19 protein-coding genes, 1 tRNA gene and 1 riboswitch are annotated in these 18,284 nt (G+C 61.8%); of the genes, 6 read left to right on the top strand and 14 right to left on the bottom strand.

Annotated features, from left to right (window positions below):
* Positions 1-43 precede the first annotated feature (43 nt).
* The 4 genes from BKP54_RS16505 to BKP54_RS16490 all read right to left on the bottom strand — a co-directional run bounded on the left by BKP54_RS16505 (position 44) and on the right by BKP54_RS16490 (position 2,593).
* A complete protein-coding gene (locus BKP54_RS16505) occupies positions 44-232 on the bottom strand; it encodes a Trm112 family protein (protein ID WP_025425152.1) in 189 nt (62 codons plus the stop codon).
* A 10-nt stretch (positions 233-242) separates the two neighbouring features.
* Positions 243-923 carry an LON peptidase substrate-binding domain-containing protein gene (locus tag BKP54_RS16500; RefSeq protein ID WP_025425151.1) on the bottom strand — a complete coding sequence of 227 codons (681 nt, stop codon included), beginning with the start codon at positions 921-923 and terminating at the stop codon, positions 243-245.
* Between the two features lie 124 nt (positions 924-1,047).
* The gene (gene trxA, locus BKP54_RS16495) at positions 1,048-2,025 is read right to left on the bottom strand and encodes a thioredoxin (protein WP_025425150.1); all 978 of its coding nucleotides are present in this window, start codon (positions 2,023-2,025) and stop codon (positions 1,048-1,050) included.
* 58 nt (positions 2,026-2,083) lie between these two features.
* Entirely contained in the window at positions 2,084-2,593 is a 510-nt protein-coding gene (locus BKP54_RS16490) for a prolyl-tRNA synthetase associated domain-containing protein (RefSeq protein ID WP_025425149.1), read from the bottom strand.
* A gap of 255 nt (positions 2,594-2,848) precedes the next feature.
* On the opposite strand from BKP54_RS16490, the gene BKP54_RS16485 reads away from it, so the two are divergent.
* Positions 2,849-2,923: transfer RNA gene (locus BKP54_RS16485), tRNA-Gly, on the top strand.
* Positions 2,924-3,035: 112 nt separating this feature from the next.
* Here BKP54_RS16485 and BKP54_RS16480 read toward each other — a convergent pair.
* From BKP54_RS16480 to BKP54_RS16440, 9 genes are all read right to left on the bottom strand, one after another.
* Positions 3,036-4,058, bottom strand: a complete 1,023-nt coding sequence (locus BKP54_RS16480) for an aldose epimerase family protein (RefSeq protein WP_025425148.1) — start codon at positions 4,056-4,058, stop codon at positions 3,036-3,038.
* Between the two features lie 289 nt (positions 4,059-4,347).
* On the bottom strand, positions 4,348-5,532 hold the full coding sequence (locus tag BKP54_RS16475) for a VWA domain-containing protein (protein ID WP_025425147.1): 1,185 nt from the start codon (positions 5,530-5,532) through the stop codon (positions 4,348-4,350).
* Positions 5,533-5,546: 14 nt separating this feature from the next.
* Complete coding sequence (gene metA, locus BKP54_RS16470; protein WP_025425146.1) at positions 5,547-6,473, bottom strand: homoserine O-succinyltransferase; 927 nt, start codon at positions 6,471-6,473, stop codon at positions 5,547-5,549.
* 63 nt (positions 6,474-6,536) lie between these two features.
* Positions 6,537-6,614, bottom strand: a riboswitch (SAM riboswitch).
* Positions 6,615-6,670: 56 nt separating this feature from the next.
* On the bottom strand, positions 6,671-7,258 hold the full coding sequence (locus BKP54_RS16465) for an NUDIX domain-containing protein (RefSeq protein ID WP_348626741.1): 588 nt from the start codon (positions 7,256-7,258) through the stop codon (positions 6,671-6,673).
* Entirely contained in the window at positions 7,255-8,094 is an 840-nt protein-coding gene (locus BKP54_RS16460) for a MoxR family ATPase (protein WP_025425144.1), read from the bottom strand. The genes BKP54_RS16465 and BKP54_RS16460 overlap by 4 nt, the downstream gene beginning before the upstream one ends.
* Positions 8,095-8,215: 121 nt before the next feature.
* Positions 8,216-8,596, bottom strand: coding sequence for a RidA family protein (locus BKP54_RS16455; protein ID WP_025425143.1), 381 nt, complete (start codon positions 8,594-8,596; stop codon positions 8,216-8,218).
* Between the two features lie 8 nt (positions 8,597-8,604).
* A complete protein-coding gene (gene leuD, locus BKP54_RS16450; protein ID WP_025425142.1) occupies positions 8,605-9,210 on the bottom strand; it encodes a 3-isopropylmalate dehydratase small subunit in 606 nt (201 codons plus the stop codon).
* 215 nt (positions 9,211-9,425) lie between these two features.
* Positions 9,426-9,857 carry a glyoxalase/bleomycin resistance/extradiol dioxygenase family protein gene (locus tag BKP54_RS16445; RefSeq protein WP_025425141.1) on the bottom strand — a complete coding sequence of 144 codons (432 nt, stop codon included), beginning with the start codon at positions 9,855-9,857 and terminating at the stop codon, positions 9,426-9,428.
* Positions 9,858-10,106: 249 nt separating this feature from the next.
* Positions 10,107-10,352 (bottom strand): hypothetical protein, encoded by a 246-nt coding sequence (locus BKP54_RS16440; RefSeq protein ID WP_025425140.1) that lies wholly within the window; start codon positions 10,350-10,352, stop codon positions 10,107-10,109.
* A gap of 111 nt (positions 10,353-10,463) precedes the next feature.
* Here BKP54_RS16440 and BKP54_RS16435 point away from each other — a divergent pair, with 111 nt between their 5' ends.
* Together BKP54_RS16435 and BKP54_RS16430 are read left to right on the top strand one after the other, a co-directional pair.
* Positions 10,464-11,369 carry a CoA ester lyase gene (locus tag BKP54_RS16435; protein ID WP_025425139.1) on the top strand — a complete coding sequence of 302 codons (906 nt, stop codon included), beginning with the start codon at positions 10,464-10,466 and terminating at the stop codon, positions 11,367-11,369.
* Positions 11,366-11,572 (top strand): DUF1737 domain-containing protein, encoded by a 207-nt coding sequence (locus BKP54_RS16430; protein WP_025425138.1) that lies wholly within the window; start codon positions 11,366-11,368, stop codon positions 11,570-11,572. The genes BKP54_RS16435 and BKP54_RS16430 overlap by 4 nt, the downstream gene beginning before the upstream one ends.
* A gap of 88 nt (positions 11,573-11,660) precedes the next feature.
* Here BKP54_RS16430 and BKP54_RS16425 read toward each other — a convergent pair whose 3' ends face one another.
* Positions 11,661-12,095 carry a metallopeptidase family protein gene (locus tag BKP54_RS16425; protein WP_025425137.1) on the bottom strand — a complete coding sequence of 145 codons (435 nt, stop codon included), beginning with the start codon at positions 12,093-12,095 and terminating at the stop codon, positions 11,661-11,663.
* A gap of 170 nt (positions 12,096-12,265) precedes the next feature.
* Here BKP54_RS16425 and BKP54_RS36560 point away from each other — a divergent pair, with 170 nt between their 5' ends.
* The 3 genes from BKP54_RS36560 to BKP54_RS16415 are packed head-to-tail and all read left to right on the top strand — an operon-like array spanning position 12,266 to position 18,046.
* Complete coding sequence (locus BKP54_RS36560) at positions 12,266-13,225, top strand: hypothetical protein (protein WP_025425136.1); 960 nt, start codon at positions 12,266-12,268, stop codon at positions 13,223-13,225.
* Positions 13,176-14,693 carry a DNA polymerase Y family protein gene (locus BKP54_RS16420; RefSeq protein WP_239637582.1) on the top strand — a complete coding sequence of 506 codons (1,518 nt, stop codon included), beginning with the start codon at positions 13,176-13,178 and terminating at the stop codon, positions 14,691-14,693. Before BKP54_RS36560 ends, BKP54_RS16420 begins: the two co-directional genes overlap by 50 nt.
* The gene (locus tag BKP54_RS16415; RefSeq protein ID WP_038575756.1) at positions 14,690-18,046 is read left to right on the top strand and encodes an error-prone DNA polymerase; all 3,357 of its coding nucleotides are present in this window, start codon (positions 14,690-14,692) and stop codon (positions 18,044-18,046) included. Before BKP54_RS16420 ends, BKP54_RS16415 begins: the two co-directional genes overlap by 4 nt.
* Positions 18,047-18,284 lie beyond the last annotated feature (238 nt).

The following is an 18,284-nucleotide window of genomic DNA, read 5'->3' as shown; positions in this document are numbered from 1 at the left end:
TTCCTTGACTGATCGTCAAAGGATGTGGGATCGGCCGCTGGCGTCAGTCCTCGATCTTGCGTGCCTCGGAGATCAGCATGATCGGCACACCGTCGCGGATGGGATAGGCGAGCCGTGCCTTTTCCGAGATCAACTCATTGGCTTCGGCGCGATAGCTGAGCCGGCCCTTGGTCAACGGGCAGACGAGCAGTTCGAGCAGTTTCGGATCGACCTTGCTGGCGTTGACGTCCATGACCCCTCGCTTACTGCAGAATGTTGTCGACATCGCCGAAATTGCGCGCAAGCACGATCTCGGTAATGGCAATCAGCGTCTCGGCGCGGGTCTTGAGGTCGGGGGCCTCCAGCAGCGCCTGTTTTTCTGCCGGTCCGTAGGGCGACATCATCGCCATGGAGTTGACCAGCGTGCGGTTGCTGGCGCGCTCGACACTCTCCCAGTCGGCCTTCAGCTTGTTGGCCTCCAGATAGGCCCTGAAGGCTGCCAGCAGCGCCGAGCGATCGACAAGGCTTTCATCGTCGCGATTTTCGAGATCGGCCGTGAAGGGCCCGATACGGAAGCGGCGATAGCCGCGTGTGCCGGCCACCTCGTTAAACAGTCGGTAGCGGCATACGCCGGTCAGCGAGGTGATGTAGCGGCCGTCGCCGGTTTCGGCAAAGGAGGTGATGCGGCCGATGCAGCCGACCTCGCAGAGCGCGGGCACCGGCCCGACGCCGATGTCGTTGCGGCCTTCGCAGAAGGAGGGCTGGACAATCCCGACCAGCCGATTGCCGGAAAGAGCGTCGTCGAGCATCGCCAGGTAGCGTGGCTCGAAGATGTTGAGCGGCAGCTGGGCACCCGGGAGCAGCAGCGCACCGGTCAGCGGAAACACCGGAATGATCTCCGGCAAGTCCTGCGGACCAAGATAACGTGCATTTCCGACATGCATTCCAATTGACCTTGCAGATGTCCGGTTCTGCCCCGCCACGCCCATAGGCATAGCCAACCAGATCAAGAAATGGTGCGCCCTTCGAAAATCTCAAGGGAAAAACGCACCGATCTTGCTGCTCTGCTCAGGAAAAGAGGATCGACGACAGCTTGCGGCGGGCGGCGATCGTCGCCGGGTCTTTCGGGCCCCAGACTTCGAAGAACGAGACGAGCTCGCGCCGTGCGCCATCGTCGTCGAAAGCCCGGTCGCGCTTCATGACCGTCAGCAGGTGGTCGGCCGCGCCATTGCGGTCGCCTTCCACGTTGCGGATCTTGGCGAGCATCATGCGCGCCTCATGGTCGTCAGGGTTTGCCGCCAACCGCTGTTCCAGGGCGTTCGGATCGCCGAGCTTGCGGGCTTCTTCGATCTGGTCAAGCTTCTTGGCGATCGCGCTGATGCCGGCATCCTTGGCAAGATCTTCCGGCAGGCTCGTAAGCGCTTCGCGCGCTTCGGCGATCTGGCCAAGCGTGATCATGCAATCGACCATGCCGGCAATAGCCACCACATTCTCCGGGTCTGCCTGCAGCACGGCGCCGAAGAGCCCGGCGGCGTTCTCGGCATCGCCCGCTTCGAGCAACCCCTTGGCGTCGGCAAGTGCTGCCTCGATCTCGGCCTTGCTGTCGTCGACGGCGGGGCCGGCGATCTTTTCGATGAATTGCTTGATCTGGCTTTCAGGCACGGCACCCATGAAACCGTCGACCGGTCGCCCACCGACGAAGGCGATGACGGCGGGGATCGACTGGATGCCGAGCTGGCCGGCGATCGACGGATGGTCGTCGATGTTCATCTTGACGAGCTTCACGCGGCCGGCGGCTTCCGTCACGACCTTTTCGATCACGGGGGTCAGCTGCTTGCACGGTCCGCACCAGGGCGCCCAGAAATCGACGAGAACAGGCTGCTGGCGCGAGGCGTCCAGCACGTCCTTGCTGAAGTTGGCGGTCGTCGTTTCCTTGATCAGGTCGCCGCCCGGTGCGGCGGCCGCGGCCGGCTGGCCGCCGAAGGAAGCCGAAGCGGTCATCTGGTTGCCGAAGGACCCTGCATAGGGATTGTCGTTGCCCGTCATTCTTCTCTCCTCGCCGGCTCGTGATCCGGCTTCCTGCATTCGCGCCAAAGATCGTATGTCAGGCTGTCACTTTCAAGACAAGCGGTTCATGTCCCGTCGCTTCCATGAAGCGCAACAGGTCGTTCGAGCCGATCGAGGTCGTCGCGTCGTTGGAAAGCGGGTGGCAGTTGATCACATCGAACTTCATCAATTCCTCGTCGATGATCACCTTGACGTTGCCGCCGGTGTCGTTGATGGCGCCGAGTGCGGTCACCGCTCCCGGGATGACGCCGAGATATTCCATCAGCTTCTCCGGCTTGCCGAAGGAAACCTTGCTCGCAGCACCGATGACCTGGTGTACCGTCTTCAGATCCACGGTCGCGTGTTCCTCTACGGTCAAAAGGAAGTAGTTGTCCTTCTTGTCCTTCACGAACAGGTTCTTGGTGTGACCGCCGGGGATTTCGTCGCGCAATGCCACCGATTCGGCCACGGTGAACACCGGCTCGTGTTTTTTGGTGCTGTGTTCGATGCCGAGGTCGTCGAGAAAGCGGAAAAGTTCGTCCGCGGTCTTCGGCTGCGCTTCGTTCATGAGGGTGATTCTCCTGCCGCTCCGTTTTTTTCCAGTCTGCTTTAGGGGAGAACGGCCGCGGCGTGCAATCTCAGAGACGGCGGCGCGGCGCGAAAACGCGGCATTTGCGGGCTTCCCGGGGAGGCTTCCAAAAAATATTCGCTTTCTCGACATTTCCCTGTTGCATTCCAAAATCGCTTAGGCCATATAGCGCCCGTCGCCGCAAGACAGCGCGGCACCCACGGTCCACCGACTACCCCCGGACCGAGGTAATGAGCGGGTGTAGCTCAGGGGTAGAGCACAACCTTGCCAAGGTTGGGGTCGGGCGTTCGAATCGCCTCACCCGCTCCAATTTTCCCAACCATTTTACTTGTAAATGCTTTTGGCTTCGGCCAATGCATTCGCCCCGGGCGAAACGCAGCAGCCGTCTTGTCTCTGCTGTCAGCGCCGATGCGCTCGCCTGTCAGCTCTTCATGAAGACATAGTCGGTTTCCTGGCGGCGGAGTTCGCCGGGGCGCAGAACCGCGTTCGGAAAGCCCTCGTGATTGACCGCGTCCGGCCACACCTGGGTTTCAAGGCAGAAACCGGCAAAGGCGCCGTAGCGGCGTCCTTCGAGGCCGGGCACCGGCACGTCGAGCTTGAAGCCGGTATAGAGCTGGACGCCAGCCTCGGTCGTCAGCACTTCCATCGTCACGCCGGAATTGAGGCTGCGGGCAAAGGCGACTGAGTGTTTTGCCATGCGCTCCGGCGAAAGGCAGAAATTGTGGTCGTAGGCGATGCGTTCGCCCTCGGTCTGGCGCTTGAGCGAGGTCATTTCCCTGAGATCGAAGGCGGTGCCTTCGACCGGGCGGATTTCGCCCGTCGGGACCTGGAACTCGTTGGTCGGCAGATAATGGTCGGCGGCGATCATGATGTCGTGGCCAAGCGCGTCCGTGCCGCCATCGAGATTGAAATAGCTGTGCTGGCAGACATTGGCGAGTGTCGGCCGATCGGTCTCCGTCTCGTAGACGACACTGAGCACGCCGCCGGCTTTGAGCTGGTAGGTGCAGCGGATCTGGCAGCTGCCGGGATAGCCGGCGCGGCCGTCCGGGTCGGTGATCGCCAACGTGACGCTGTCCGGTGTGTGGCTGACGATCGTCCAGTTGCGCTTGCCGATGTTGTCGCTGCCGCCATGCAGGTGGGTCACACCTTTTTCATTGCATTCGAGCTGGTAGGTTTTGCCGTCGAGCGTGAAGCGACCGTCGCCAATACGGTTGGCGCAGCGGCCGGGCGTCGCGCCAAAATAGGGGGAATGGTCGAGATAGCTTTCGAGATCGGTGAACCCGAGCACCAGCGGCGGCTCATGGCCATCCAGCCGCAGATCCTGGATCACGCTGCCCCAGGTGAGGATATAGGCAGTAAGGCCACCACCGGAGAGCACGACACGATGAACCGGCTCACCCGATGGCAGGTGTCCGAAGATTTCCGTATCCGCATGCTTGTCCATCGCCTGGCTCCCCCACAGCGCCGCGCGTCTTAGCAGACGCGCAAAGGTCGCTGTACACTCTAGAACTGCTGCATGTTGTATCCTTAAATCGGCTAGAGCGCCGTGCGTTCAGATGAACACACAAAGGACGCTCTAGCACTTTGATTCTAGAGCATCTTATCCGCTTTCAGTGATTCCACTTGAAAGCGGGATGCTCTACGATTTACGGAAACATGCAGTCCTCACGACAAGCAACCTGCGTCATTTCAGGTGGATCGGCAACCGGAAATCGAGATTTTCTGCGGTAGATTCAGCGTGATAGTTGTTTCGTCGCGTCCTGCAGTCCGGCAAGCGTCAAGGGAAACATCCGTCCGCCTACGAGGCTCCTGATCATGCCGATCGACTGAGTGTAGCCCCAATGCTGCTCGGCAACCGGATTGAGCCAGATAGACCGGGGAAAATGGGCGGCGATACGCGAGAGCCAGAGCCCGCCGGCCTCGTCGTTCCAATGCTCGACCGAACCGCCGGGGTGGCTGATCTCATAGGGGCTCATCGATGCGTCGCCGACGAAGATCGCGCGGTAGTCGCTGCCGAAGGTGCGCAGCAGCTCCGCCGTGCGGGTGATGTCGGCGCGCCGGCGGCGATTGTCCTTCCACAGGCCTTCGTAGACGCAATTGTGGAAGTAGAAGTGCTCCATGTGGCGGAATTCGCCGCGTGCCGCCGAAAACAGCTCCTCAACGATGCGGATATGGTCGTCCATCGAACCGCCGACGTCGAAGAACATCAAGAGCTTGATAGCATTGCGCCGTTCCGGCCGGGTGACGACATCGAGATAGCCGTGCTCGGCGGTGGCGCGGATCGTGCCGGAGAGGTCGAGTTCGTCGGCAGCACCCTGGCGCACCCAGCGCCTGAGCCGTTTGAGCGCCACCTTGATGTTGCGCGTGCCGAGTTCGACCGTGTCGTCGTAATCCCTGAATTCGCGCCGGTCCCACACCTTGACCGCGCGCCGGTGCCGCGAGCCGTCCTGGCCGATGCGCACACCTTCGGGATTGTAGCCATAGGCGCCGAAGGGTGAGGTGCCGGCGGTGCCGATCCATTTGGCGCCGCCCTGGTGGCGCCCTTCCTGTTCGCTGAGCCGCTGGCGCAAGGTCTCCATCAGGGTCTCGAAGCCGCCAAGGCTTTCGACCAGGCGCTTCTCTTCCTCGGTCAGATATTTTTCGGCAAGCTTGCGCAACCACTCTTCGGGGATTTCACCCTGCGCGAACTCGTCTGGCGGATTGATGGCCTCAAGGCCGGAAAAACAATGCCGGAATACGCCGTCGAAGCGGTCGATATGGCGCTCATCCTTCACCAATGCCGTGCGTGCGAGAAAATAGAACGCCTCGATATCGAAGGTGGCAATGCCCGCCTCCATGCCCTCGATCAAGGACAGGAATTCCCGGAGCGTCACCGGGATCTTCGCGGCCTTCAATTCGAGGAAGAAGGGGATGAACATCCGCGGCTCCGGCCCTAGCTTTCGTTCCTGCCGATCAGGTCCATTTCGTAGGGCGTCGTCTGGTACATCTCGTTGATCCAGTTGCCGAAGAAAAGATGCGCATGGCTGCGCCAGCGGTTCTGCGGCGGCAGGGTTGAATCATTGTGCGGGAAGTAGTCATGCGGCATCTTGATCGGTACGCCCGCATCCACATCCCGGAAATATTCGTCCGATAGCGAAGTGGAATCATACTCTACGTGATTGAACATGTAGAGGCGCTTGCCCTTCTTCTCGTGCACGAGGCACACACCCATCTCCTTCGATTCCATCAGGATCTCAAGGTCGGGCACCGCATCGATGTCGGCGCGGCGCACTTCGGTCCAGCGCGACACCGGCACGGCGAAATCGTCGGAAAAGCCGTTGAGATAGACGGAGGAGGGCTGCAGGTTCTGGTGGCGGTAGACGCCGAAAGCCTTCTCCTTCAGCGGATATTTCGGCACGCCATGGAAATGATAGATCGCCGCCATCGCGCCCCAGCAGACGTTCAGCGTCGAATGCACGTTGGTCGTCGTCCAGTCGAGGATGCGCTTGAGTTCGTCCCAATAGGTGACGTCCTCGTATTCCAGCGTTTCGACCGGGGCGCCGGTGATGATGAAGCCGTCGAACTTGCGGGCCTTCACCTCCTCCCAGGTCTCGTAGAAGGCAAGCAGGTGTTCCTCGGAGGTGTTCTTCGCGCGGTGCGCGCCGATGCGGATCAGCGACAGCTCGACCTGCAGCGGCGAGGCGCCGATGAGGCGCGCCATCTGGATCTCGGTCTTGACCTTGTTCGGCATGAGGTTCAGCAGCCCGATCTGGAGCGGGCGGATATCCTGACGGATCGCCACGGTCTCGGTCATCACCCGCACGCCCTCGGTCGCGAGGGTCTCGAATGCGGGCAGCGTATCGGGTATCTTGATGGGCATGGGGCTTCCACTCGATCAATACAAAAAAACCGGCGGCGATTGATCGCGACCGGTCCTCGGAAAATCCACGTTTCCTCGGCCCTTTAGCGATTTGTTTAACGTGGCTGCAAGCCGGCCGGCCAAATCACCACGGATTGTTTGATAGCGCGGCAAGGCCGCGGGGGTCAATGAAAAACGATTCGTGTGGGTTGGCCCCTCTACCGGCTGCCGCCACCTTCTCCCCGCAGGCGGGGAGAAGGGACATTGCCGCGGCCGTTCGGCTCCCTTTCAGGCTTACAGCAGGTGATGAGGTTGCGGTCGCCGCGTTCCCCCGCCCCGCTTGCGGGGAGAGGGTTAGGGTGAGGGGCATCTGTTGCTAGGTGCAGCAAGTCCAGACCGTTCTGCATGCCATATCCCAGCCGCTTGCCGGCCTCGCTCTGACTGAGCCAGAAGAAGCGAAAGCGGATCGGCGGGCCACCGCTCTCCGGCGTCATTTCGCGGTGCAGCCAGGGTTCCTTTTGTTCGCCGGCTAACGGCCCATGGAAATAGTGCCGGCGATGGCAGATTTTCCGGCCGTTCTGCGTGAAGTGATAGTCCTGCGTTTTAAATGGCAATAATGCCGGCGGCGGCGTCAGCCCGGTCTCCTCGACAAATTCGCGGAAGGCCGCCGCTTCAGGGCTTTCTCCCGGTTCTATCGTGCCGCCCGGGACCTGCAGATCTACATCGGGAAAGTCCGGCTCGTCGAAGACGAGCAGATGCCCTCGCCAGGTGGCGTAGATCAGGACCTTGTTGGCGTCCGGTCTCATCCGTCGCGGCGTGCCATGAAGGCCAGGCGCTCGAAAAGGTGGACGTCCTGCTCATTCTTGAGAAGCGCGCCGTGCAGCTTCGGCAGCATGGTCTTTGGATCGGCGCGCAGGTCGGCCGGGTCGATCTCGTCGGCGACGAGCAGGCGGATCCAGTCGAGCGCTTCGGAGGTCGAGGGCTTCTTCTTCAGCCCCGGCACCTGGCGGATATCGTAGAAGGCGGCAAGGGCTGCCGAAAGCAGCGTCTTGCGGATGCCGGGATAGTGCACCTCGACGATGCGGGCGAGCGTGTCTGCGTCGGGAAAGCGGATATAGTGGAAGAAGCAGCGGCGCAGAAAAGCGTCCGGCAGTTCCTTCTCGTTGTTGGAGGTGATGACGACGATCGGCCGCTGGCGGGCGTGGATCGTCTCGTTGGTCTCGTAGACGTGGAACTCCATCCGGTCGAGTTCCTGCAGCAGGTCGTTCGGAAACTCGATGTCGGCCTTGTCGATTTCGTCGATCAAGAGCACCACACGCTTCCCGGCCTCGAAGGCCTGCCAAAGCTTGCCCTTGCGGATGTAGTTCTTGACGTCGTTGACGCGCTCGTCGCCGAGCTGGCTGTCGCGCAGGCGCGAGACGGCGTCATATTCGTAAAGTCCCTGCTGCGCCTTGGTCGTCGACTTGACGTTCCATTCGATCAGGTCGAGTCCCAGAGCAGCTGCAACCTGCCGCGCAAGCTCGGTCTTGCCGGTGCCGGGCTCGCCCTTGACGAGCAGTGGCCGTTCCAGCCGGATCGCGGCGTTGACGGCGATCATCAGGTCCTTGTCGGCGATATAGTCGGCGGTGCCTTCGAATTGCATGGGCTTCTTCCGGTCATAGTGATGCGGAAAACGGTCCTGCGGGCGAGGGCCGTCGTCATGCTTCTGCAGTAGCGCATAAGCGGTGCAGGTGTCACTGCCGCTGGCTGCGACCCGTCAGACGTCAGCCGCGGAAGGCGGTAACCTCGATCTCGATCAGCATTTCCGGGCGGATGAGATCGCAGACGATCATGGTGGCGGCAGGGCGGATTTCGCCGAACATCTCGCCGAAGATCGGAAAAACCCGGTCGGCGAAACTGGCATCGGTGACGTAGTAGTGATTGCGCACCACGTCTAAGAGCGAGAAGCCCGCCTCTTTCAGCGCGCCCTCGATCGTCTTCAGGCAATTGTGCGCCTGCTCTTCCACCGTTTCCGGCATGGTCATGGTGGCGTAGTCGTAGCCGGTGGTGCCGGAGACGAAACACCAGTCGCCCTTGGCGACGGCACGCGAATAGCCTGCCGTCTTCTCGAAGGGCGAACCGGAAGAGATGAGCTTGCGCGTCATCCCGTCGCTCACGCCCAGGGGCGCGAGGCGGTGGTCGACTTTTCGAAGCTGTCGATGGCCGTTGCCTTCTCCAGCGTCAGGCCGATGTCGTCGAGGCCGTTCAGCAGGCAGTGGCGCTTGAAGGCATCGACCTCGAACTTGACCGTGCCGCCGTCCGGACCAGTAATTTCCTGGGATTCCAGGTCGACCGAGAGGATGGCGTTGGAGCCGCGCGAGGCGTCGTCCATCAGCTTGTCCAGGTTCTCCGGGCTGACGACGATCGGCAGGATGCCGTTCTTGAAACAGTTGTTGTAGAAGATGTCGGCGAACGAGGTCGAGATCACGCAGCGGATGCCGAAGTCGAGAAGCGCCCACGGTGCGTGCTCGCGCGAGGAGCCGCAGCCGAAGTTGTCGCCGGCGACCAGGATCTTGGCGTTCTGGTAGGCGGGCTTGTTGAGCACGAAATCCGGGTTGACCGAGCCGTCCTCGTTGTAGCGCGCTTCGGCGAAAAGTCCGGTGCCGAGGCCGGTGCGCTTGATCGTCTTCAGGTAATCCTTCGGAATGATCATGTCCGTGTCGACGTTGACGACGGGGAGGGGAGCGGCGACGCCGGTGAGCTTGACGAACTTTTCCATAACTTCAGGCCTTCGATTTCAGCGAAATGTTGCGTAAGCGTTTAGATCAGTTTTGCGCCGAAATGAAGGAAAATCTATCCCGAAGATGCTTGCCGGGCGGGTGAAATCGCCTGCCCGGCAAGTGTTGTCGCGGTTGTTTTATCCGTTGGGCGCCTTGCCCGAGGGTTTTGCCGAAATCGGCCGGTGTCTGGCTTCGGTCTCAGCCTGTCTTGACTCTAGCCTGCTTTTACTGGGGCGTTCAGCGCCCAGAGCACGCCGAAGGGGTCGCGCAGCTGCCCGTAGCGATCGCCCCAGAACATCAATTCGATCGGCATCACGACTTCGGCGCCGGCGGCGACCGCCTGGCTCCACCACGCGTCGATGTCGTCGACCGGCAGCATCAGGCTGAAGGCCTGCGGCTTTTCCAGGGCATGGCCGTATTCCGGATAGGCGTCACTGAGCATCAGCGAGCTGCCGTTGATGTGGAGATGGATATGCATCGTCCGGCCCTGGTCGTCGACCGGTTGCCGATAGGCTTCCTTTGCGCCGAAGGCGTGCTTGTAGAATTCCGCCGCCTTGGCCGCGCCGTCGACCTGGAGATAAGGCACCAGGCCGTTGAGGGCCTTCGGCAGCTGGTTTGCGTCTGTTTTCTGCGTCGTGCTGTCCATGTCATGCTCCTGTTGAGGGAATGATGCAGTGGCCATGACCTTTGCTGGCCTGACCCAAGGACGAACGCAAGCGGGTCTTGCCGACACGGGTGTCGCAAAAAAATCGAGCGAGATTGGGCTGCCGCGTCGGGCAGACTCAAGCATTTCGGGAAAAATGCGAAGCGGTTCCCGTCAGGAAGTGCGTAGAAACAAGGAGATAGAGCGCTTCCGCGACGTCGTCTAAACCGGAAACGCTCTGGAGATCGATGCCTAGAGATCGATGATCGTGCCGCGACCGTCGTTCCAGATGCGCATTTCGCGCGGGGCGGCGCCGGAGGTCGGGCGGGCCGTTGCTCGAGCCTGCTTCAGGTTCAGCCGGGCGGCAATGGCGCTGCCGATCGCGACAACGGCGGCGATGCCGGCGAGCGCAAGCGCAAGCGATGCGGTGAAGACGAAGGCTGCCAGCGTAATGGTGATGGCGAGAGCCGTAAAAAGAACAGAACGTATGCTTTGCATGATCGTCACCTTTCTGCTCGGGATGTGGGTGTTGCCGCCGCCGCTTGCAAGAGGGGTGCGGCCGTTCGCCTCGTCTTGCGGAAAAAAGGAAAGGCGGGCACAACTGGCCGCATGACAAAATCGATCGAACATCACCCCGTTCGCCTGCGCCGTTCGGTGCTTTCAGTGCCGGCCGACAATGCCCGCGCACTGGCCAAGGTTGCGGAACTTGCGGCCGATGCCGCGATCTTCGACCTTGAGGATGCGGTGGCGCCGGAGCGCAAGGCCGAGGCGCGGGACGGCCTCGTTCGCCACCTCGTCGAAAACAGGCCGGATTGTGAGGTCATCATCCGCATCAATGCGCTCGGATCGGGCTTCGGCCAGCAGGATCTGGCGGCGGCCGTTTCGGCAAAGCCTGACGCAATCCTGCTGCCCAAGGTCGAAAGTCCGGCCGATATCCAGATCGTCGCCGACTGGCTGGCCGATAACGATGCGCCGGAGGCGTTGCGTCTCTGGGCGATGATCGAAACGCCGCGCGGTGTCGTCAATGCGCCTGTTATCGCCGAGACCGGCCGCACCTTCGGCGGCAGGCTCGATTGTTTCGTCGTCGGCCTCAACGACCTGCGCAAGGAAACCGGTGTTCCCGACCGGCCCGGCCGTCCGTACCTCATCCCCTGGCTGATGCAGATCCTTTTGGCCGCACGCGGGAGCGGTCTCGACGTCATCGATGCGGTGTTCAACGATTTCCGTGACGCCGACGGTTTCGACGAGGAGTGCCGGCAGGGGCGCGACATGGGCTATGACGGCAAGATGCTGATCCACCCGCTGCAGATCGGCCCGGCCAACGAACGCTTCGGCGTCGAGCAGGCGGCCGTCGACGAGGCGCGCGCCATCATCGCCGCCTTCGCGCTGCCGGAGAACGCGGAAAAAGGTGTCATCAATCTTCATGGCCGAATGATCGAGCGGCTGCATCTCGATCAGGCCCTGAAGCTCGCCGCCAAGGCGGAGATGATTGAAAAACGAAAGGCAAGATTTTGAAACTTTACCGCTTCCTCACCGGCCCCGACGATGCGTCCTTCTGCCATAAGGTGACGGCGGCACTGAACCAGGGTTGGTCCCTGCACGGCTCACCGACCTACGCCTTCAATGCGGATACGCAGCACATGCAATGCGGACAGGCCGTATTCAAGGAAGTCGAAGGCAAGGACTACCACCCCGACATCAAGCTGTCGGAACAGTAAAAAGCAGGAACGCTTCGACTTTCCGGCCGGAGCGTTTTTTTGTTTTCCGATTGTTTTTCGGGGGCTCTGCCTCGGAGCGGATGGGGGCTTAGTTGCCCACGTGCTCCACGCTCGCCTCGATCCGTTCCATATCGTCGTCGGAGAGGCCGAAATGGTGGCCGATCTCGTGGATCAGCACATGGGTGATGATGTCGCCCAGCGTTTCCTCGTTTTCCGCCCAATAGTCGATGATCGGGCGGCGATAAAGGATGATCCGGTTCGGAAACTCACCTGTCTCCATGGTGAAACGTTCGCTGATGCCACGGCCTTCGAACAGGCCGAGCAGGTCGAACGGCGTCTCCAGCGCCATGTCCTCGAAGACGTCGTCGCTTGGAAAATCGGCAACCTCGATGATGAGGTCGGTCGTCAGTTGGCGGAACTCCTGCGGCAGGTGGCTGTAGGCTTCCACTGCGAGTTGTTCGAATGTCGTGAGCGTCGGTGCGTGGCGTTCCCGCCAATCATCGGTCTGGTCAATGCGGGCCATAGGCACTCCTTGTTGCCCTCCATATAGCGATTTTGCCTTTGTTTTTCGAGTGTTGAATTCCGGCTGGGGTGGGCGAGGAATAAATTCTTAAACTTGGCTGTTGACTCATGTGGTCAGCTCTGGAATCTATAAGAACATAACAGGAACATCTTAAATGGGAGTTGACCGTCATGGCCGAGAACGCCGTGCAGCGGGAGACCGTTCTTTCGCTTCGCGAAACCATAGCCAGGATCGAAAATCGCAGGCTTGCGGGCGTCGTGAAGGCGGTCAAGGCGGCCGATCCCGCAGGCTTTCGGCGCAAGGAAGAAGGTCACCAGTCCTCCGGCCGCAAGGTCCTGCCGCTCGGCATTCCCGAACTCGACGATATCCTCGAGGGCGGCCTGCCGCTCGAGGGTATGACCGAGATCCGCAATTCCGAGACGCGCGATGCCGGCGCTGCGGCCGGTTTTGCAACCGCGCTCAGCGCCCTTTGTCAGCAGGCGCGCCAGCAAAAGGGCGATGCCGGGGCACCGGTTCTGTGGGTCAGCCAGTCGCTGGCCTCGACCGAGGCCGGCCTGCCCTACGGTCTTGGTCTCAAGGCTTACGGGCTCGACATTCGAAGCCTGATCCTCAGCCTGCCGCGCACGGTGAAGGACGCGCTGTGGATCGCCGAGACGGCGCTTTCCGTCCCGGCCTTCTGTGCCGTCATTCTCGAAATTCGCGGCAATCCGGCATCGCTGGCCTTGAGCGAAAGCCGGCGCCTGCATGTTCGCGCGCGCGCCGGACGCATTCCTCTTCTTCTTCTGCGTCAGTCCGGTCACGAGGAGGCGAGCAGCGCCTTCTTCCGGCTTCATATCGAACCGGCGCCCGCCCGCGAGCGCGCCCTCCCTGACGGTTCGATGCTTTGCGGCAGCATCGGCCATCCCGTCTTTCACGTCATTGCCGAAAAAAGCAGGTCTCCTGCTCCCGTCGGCCTCTTCCTGGAGTGGAACCCCCATGACCGCCGCTTTTACCCCGTCGAGCCCCTACCAGCCGCTGCTGCGGCAGACCCACAACCAGCGCATTCTGTCGCTCGACTTTCCGCATCTTCCGGCCGACCGGGTGGCGCGGAGCCGCTGGGGAACCTCCTGGCTTTCCCGCGGGCGTCCTGATCATCCGCCTGTCGTCTTTGCCGACCGGGTCAGGAATGCGATGCGCCTCGTCGCGCTCGATGGCCTTGCCGAGAAATCAGGATTCCAGTTGGGCCAGGGCGTTGCCGAGGCGCGGGCCATGTGTCCCGAGGTCGATGTGCTGCCCGCCGACCGGGCGGCGGATCGCGCCCTTCTGGAAGGGCTTGCGGACTGGTGCAGCCGCTACACGCCGCTGGTGGCGCTCGACGGCGAAAGCGGCCTTTATCTCGACATTACCGGCTGCGCCCATCTTCTCGGCGGCGAGAAATCGCTTCTCGACGACCTGCTCGCCCGGCTCTTTCATCTCGGCATCGAGGCGCGTGCGGCGATCTCGTCTTCGGCAGGGCTTTCCTGGGCGGTGGCGCGCTTCGGCTCGCAAAGCGTGATCGCTCCGGAGGAGGCCGTACGCGTGCTTGCGCCACTGCCGATGGCTGCCCTCAGGCTTCCAGTCGACATGATCGAAACGCTCGGCCGGGTCGGGCTCAAGCAGGTCGGCGATATCATCGAGGCGCCGCGGGCGCCGCTTGCCCGCCGCTTCGGATCCATTCTGCTCCTGCGCCTCGATCAGGCCATGGGGCTGGAGGACGAGCCGCTCTCGCCGCGGCTCCCCGTTGCCAGCCTCTCGGCCGAGCGGCGGCTTTCCGAGCCGGTCCAGGGTGAGGACGATATTCTCGGCCTGACGCAGGAGCTGGCAGCAAGGCTGAAGCCGGAGCTGGAAAAGCGCGGCGAAGGCGGACGGCTGTTCGAACTGCTGCTGTTTCGCGTCGACGGCCGGGTCTTTCGCATCGCTGCCGGAACGTCTTCGCCGCTGATTGAACCGAGCCGCATTGCCGGCCTTTTCCGCGAACGGCTGCAGGCGGTGCACGAGGATCTCGATGCCGGTTTCGGTTTCGAGATCCTGCGGCTGTCGGTTCCCAAAAGCGAAAAATACGAGGTGATGCAGGAGGATTTTTCCGGCACGCCGGATCGGCAGCAGCCGCTTGCGGCCTTTGCCGACAGGGTCATGGCGCGGCTGGGCGCAGAAAGCCTGTTTCTGCCCGTCCTGTCGCAGAGCCACGTGCCGGAGCGTGCCGCCGCCTTTCAGCCGCTTGCGGATGTGGAAATGCTGAAGACGGTCGAGGAAGCCGCTTCCACTGTTCCGGCCTGCCTTAGGATGGCTTCCGTTCGACCGCAGCGGCTGTTCCAAAGTCCGGAGCCGGTGGAGGCGGTGGCCGAGGTGCCGGAGGGCCCGCCCAGAAGCTTTCGCTGGCGGCGGAGCCTTCATCGCATAGCGCGCGCCGAGGGTCCTGAACGGATCGCGGCCGAATGGTGGGTCGATGGCGAAAAGGCGGCCGAGCGGGATTATTTCCGGGTGGAGGATGAAAAAGGCCGGCGCTTCTGGCTGTTTCGAGAAGGGCATTATGGCGGGCCCGCACAGCCGCGCTGGTTCATGCATGGGGTCTTCGCATGAGCACGCCCTATTTCGAGATCGGCGCCTGGTCGAATTTCTCCTTCCTCGAAGGAGCCTCCCATCCGGGCGAAATGATCGTTGCCGCCAGCCGCCTTGGTATTTCCGGCCTTGGCGTTGCCGATCGCAATACGGTGGCGGGCGTGGTGCGCGCTCATGCGCAGGCCAAGGTGGAGGCGTTTTCCTTCCAGCCCGGCGCCCGGCTTTCCTTTGCCGAAGACATCCCGGATGTGCTCGCCTATCCGCGCAACCGTCGGGGCTGGGGCAATCTCTGCCGCATGCTGAGTGCTGGAAACCTGCGGGCGAAGAAAGGCACCTGTACGCTCTACGAGACCGACCTTGTCGAATGGGGCGAGGATATCCTGATTGCCGTCCTGCCCGACCCGGTGATCGGGGCGTCGGAGGCTAAAAACCTTGCGGAATTTCTCAAGCGGCTGAAGCCGCATTTTGCCGACCGGCTCTATCTGGCGCTGGTGCCGCGCTATGACGGTTTCGATCAGCTTGTCTTTGCCGGGCTGGCGACCATCGCCCGCAACGTGGGCACGAGGCTGATCGCCACCAACAGTCCGCTGTTTCACGCGCCGGCGCGCCGGCCGCTGGCCGATATCGTCACCGCCATACGCGAGCATGTGACGGTGGCGCAGGCGGGGTTCCGGCTTCAGGCGAATGCCGAACGCCATCTGAAACCACCGGCGGAAATGGCGCGCATCTTTCGCGACTACCCCGAGGCGATCGCCAATACCGGGCATTTTTTCCGCCGGCTGAATTTCACTTTGGCGGAACTCGAATACCAATATCCCGATGAGAGTTTTGCAGGCGAGACGACGACACAGACCCTCAGGCGGCTGACGATGGAAGGCGCCCATGTGCGTTATCCCGAAGGCATTCCCGCGAAGGTCTCGACCCAGATCGAATACGAGCTCGAGCTGATCGCCAGCAAGCGCTATGAGCCCTACTTCCTCACCGTGCGCAACATCATGGAATATGCGCGAAGCGTCGACATTCTCTGCCAGGGCCGCGGCTCGGCGGCAAATTCGACGGTCTGCTACTGCCTTGCCATCACCGAGGTCGATCCGCTTTCGACGACGCTGCTTTTCGACCGGTTCCTGTCGACGGAGCGTGACGAGCCGCCGGATATCGATGTCGATTTCGAGCACGAGAAGCGGGAAGAGGTGATCCAGCATATCTATAGGACGTACGGCAAGGAGCATGCGGGGCTTACGGCCGCCGTCATCAGCTACCGGGCGCGGTCGGCCGGTCGCGAAACGGCCAAAGCCTTCGGCTTTTCCGAGGACGTGCAATCGGCGCTTGCCGGTTCGGTCTGGGGTTGGTCGGCCGCCGACCTGTCGGAACGGGAGGCCAAGGCCGCCGGTCTCGATGTCAAGGATCCAACGACGGTGCGAGTGCTCGACTATGCCACCGCGCTGATGAGCTTTCCCCGCCATCTCTCTCAGCATGTCGGCGGTTTCGTCATCACCCGCGATCGGCTCGACGAGGTGGTGCCGATCATGAACACGGCGATGCCCGACCGCTACATGATCGAGTGGGACAAGGACGACCTCGATACGCTGAAGATCCTGAAGATCGACGTGCTGGCGCTCGGCATGCTGACCTGCATCGCCCGGGCGTTCAAGCTGATGGAGCGGCATTACGGCGTGAGGAAAGACCTGCACACGCTGTTCAAGGATGAGCAGGATGACGTCTACGACATGATCTGCCGGGCCGATACGATCGGCGTCTTCCAGATCGAGAGCCGGGCTCAGATGAGCATGCTGCCGCGGCTCAGGCCTCGTGTCTTCTATGATCTCGTCATCGAGGTGGCGATCGTGCGGCCCGGACCGATCCAGGGCAACATGGTGCATCCCTATCTGAAGCGGCGGGAGCAGCGCAATCGCAACATACCCATCGAATATCCGAGCAAGGAGCTGGAAGTGGTTCTGGAGCGGACCCTTGGTGTGCCTTTGTTCCAGGAACAGGCGATGCAGATCGCTATTACCGCGGCAAATTTCACGCCGGGCCAGGCCGATCAGCTCAGGCGGGCAATGGCGACCTTCAAGCGAACCGGCACCATCCACACCTTCGAGCAAAGGATGGTCGAGGGCATGGTCAACAATGGCTACGACAGAGATTTCGCCGTACGTTGCTTCAAGCAGATCGAAGGCTTTGGCGAATACGGCTTTCCCGAAAGCCATGCTGCGTCCTTCGCGCTGCTCGTCTATGTCTCTTCATGGCTGAAGACCTATTATCCCGATGTCTTCTGCGCAGCACTTCTGAACTCACAGCCGATGGGCTTTTACGCTCCCGCCCAATTGGTGCGGGACGCGCGCGAACATGGCGTGCGGGTGCTGCCTGTCGATATCAACCATTCGAATTGGGATGCGGACCTCGAGAGGGGCGGGCATGATCGTGGTGCGGTGGAGCCGCGCCATCGGGACATGCTGGGTGTGATCAAGACGGAAAAGGCCATCCGCCTCGGCTTCAACCAGGTCAAGGGGCTGAGAGAGATGGAGATCGTGGACAAGCTTATCGCCCATCGCGGCCGGGGCTATACCTCGGTTCGCGATCTCTGGCTGCGCTCGGGATTGCCGCGCTCCGTGCTGGAGAAGCTTGCCGATGCGGATGCGTTCCGTTCGATCGGGCTCGATCGCCGCAACGCGCTTTGGGCGGTAAAGGCGCTGGATGAGAAAAGTGCTGCCGAGCGGTTGCCGCTCTTCGAGCAGGCGACGCAGGACGAATTCCAGCTGGAGCCGGCAGTTTCGCTGCCGGTGATGCTGGAGGGCGAGCAGGTCATCAACGATTACCGCTATCTCTCCTTCTCGCTGAAGGCGCATCCGGTTTCTTTCCTCCGGGCGGAGTTTTCGGGGCAGGGGCTGGTCGAAAACCGCGCGCTTGCCACGGCACCCGTCGGCCGAAGAGTGACGGTTGCCGGGCTGGTGCTCGTTCGCCAGCGTCCAGGCTCGGCCAAGGGCGTGATCTTCATGACGATCGAGGACGAGACCGGCGTCGCCAATGCCATCGTCTGGCCGAAGGTTTTTGAAAAATACCGGCCGGTGATCATGGGTGCGCGTCTCGTCAAGATCCGCGGCCGGCTCCAGCGTGAAAGCGAGGTCATCCACGTGGTGGCGGAGTATATCGAGGATATGACCCCGATGCTCGGGCTGTTGCGCAAGGAGGAGCGCCGCTTCGGCGCCAACGATCGTGCCGACGAGGTGCTGCGACCGACGGCCGACGCGCGCGATAAGAAGGTGCTGAAGGAACTGCGCCTTGCGGCTGCCCGCCGTGCCGCCGGCGCCGATCATCAGGCCGTCGCGACCGAAATTGCCGACGTCATGCCGAAAGGCCGCAACTTCCATTGATGAACAGACACGATGGGCTCGGCTTGGCTTCGAAGGCTCGGTCCCTCACAGCCGTTTCATGACCCGTCCTTCCGGAGCTGGGCTTGCCGTACCGGATTTCGGCCACTCACGTTGGTCTTCCTGCGTAAAAATGTCGCACTATCCTGCGGCAATCGCCGGGAAATCCACAGAAAGAAAGGTCATCAATGCTACGCTAATATTCTGAAAATACGATGTTTTTTGTCATGTTTAGATTCGT

The sequence above is a fragment of the Ensifer sp. 1H6 genome (genome assembly GCF_001976035.1).
Classification (GTDB): domain Bacteria; phylum Pseudomonadota; class Alphaproteobacteria; order Rhizobiales; family Rhizobiaceae; genus Ensifer; species Ensifer canadensis.
The sequence above is the reverse complement of the archived record's forward strand: the minus strand, read 5'-3'. Positions and strand labels throughout refer to the sequence as shown.

What these genes read in the sequence shown, in the direction of transcription:
- BKP54_RS16505 (WP_025425152.1), bottom strand. Translation starts at nt 232, where the DNA reads ATGGACGTCAACGCCAGCAAGGTCGATCCGAAACTGCTCGAACTGCTC.
- BKP54_RS16500 (WP_025425151.1), bottom strand. Translation starts at nt 923, where the DNA reads ATGCATGTCGGAAATGCACGTTATCTTGGTCCGCAGGACTTGCCGGAG.
- trxA (WP_025425150.1), bottom strand. Translation starts at nt 2,025, where the DNA reads ATGACGGGCAACGACAATCCCTATGCAGGGTCCTTCGGCAACCAGATG.
- BKP54_RS16490 (WP_025425149.1), bottom strand. Translation starts at nt 2,593, where the DNA reads ATGAACGAAGCGCAGCCGAAGACCGCGGACGAACTTTTCCGCTTTCTC.
- BKP54_RS16480 (WP_025425148.1), bottom strand. Translation starts at nt 4,058, where the DNA reads ATGGACAAGCATGCGGATACGGAAATCTTCGGACACCTGCCATCGGGT.
- BKP54_RS16475 (WP_025425147.1), bottom strand. Translation starts at nt 5,532, where the DNA reads ATGTTCATCCCCTTCTTCCTCGAATTGAAGGCCGCGAAGATCCCGGTG.
- metA (WP_025425146.1), bottom strand. Translation starts at nt 6,473, where the DNA reads ATGCCCATCAAGATACCCGATACGCTGCCCGCATTCGAGACCCTCGCG.
- BKP54_RS16465 (WP_348626741.1), bottom strand. Translation starts at nt 7,258, where the DNA reads ATGAGACCGGACGCCAACAAGGTCCTGATCTACGCCACCTGGCGAGGG.
- BKP54_RS16460 (WP_025425144.1), bottom strand. Translation starts at nt 8,094, where the DNA reads ATGCAATTCGAAGGCACCGCCGACTATATCGCCGACAAGGACCTGATG.
- BKP54_RS16455 (WP_025425143.1), bottom strand. Translation starts at nt 8,596, where the DNA reads ATGACGCGCAAGCTCATCTCTTCCGGTTCGCCCTTCGAGAAGACGGCA.
- leuD (WP_025425142.1), bottom strand. Translation starts at nt 9,210, where the DNA reads ATGGAAAAGTTCGTCAAGCTCACCGGCGTCGCCGCTCCCCTCCCCGTC.
- BKP54_RS16445 (WP_025425141.1), bottom strand. Translation starts at nt 9,857, where the DNA reads ATGGACAGCACGACGCAGAAAACAGACGCAAACCAGCTGCCGAAGGCC.
- BKP54_RS16440 (WP_025425140.1), bottom strand. Translation starts at nt 10,352, where the DNA reads ATGCAAAGCATACGTTCTGTTCTTTTTACGGCTCTCGCCATCACCATT.
- BKP54_RS16435 (WP_025425139.1), top strand. Translation starts at nt 10,464, where the DNA reads ATGACAAAATCGATCGAACATCACCCCGTTCGCCTGCGCCGTTCGGTG.
- BKP54_RS16425 (WP_025425137.1), bottom strand. Translation starts at nt 12,095, where the DNA reads ATGGCCCGCATTGACCAGACCGATGATTGGCGGGAACGCCACGCACCG.
- BKP54_RS36560 (WP_025425136.1), top strand. Translation starts at nt 12,266, where the DNA reads ATGGCCGAGAACGCCGTGCAGCGGGAGACCGTTCTTTCGCTTCGCGAA.
- BKP54_RS16415 (WP_038575756.1), top strand. Translation starts at nt 14,690, where the DNA reads ATGAGCACGCCCTATTTCGAGATCGGCGCCTGGTCGAATTTCTCCTTC.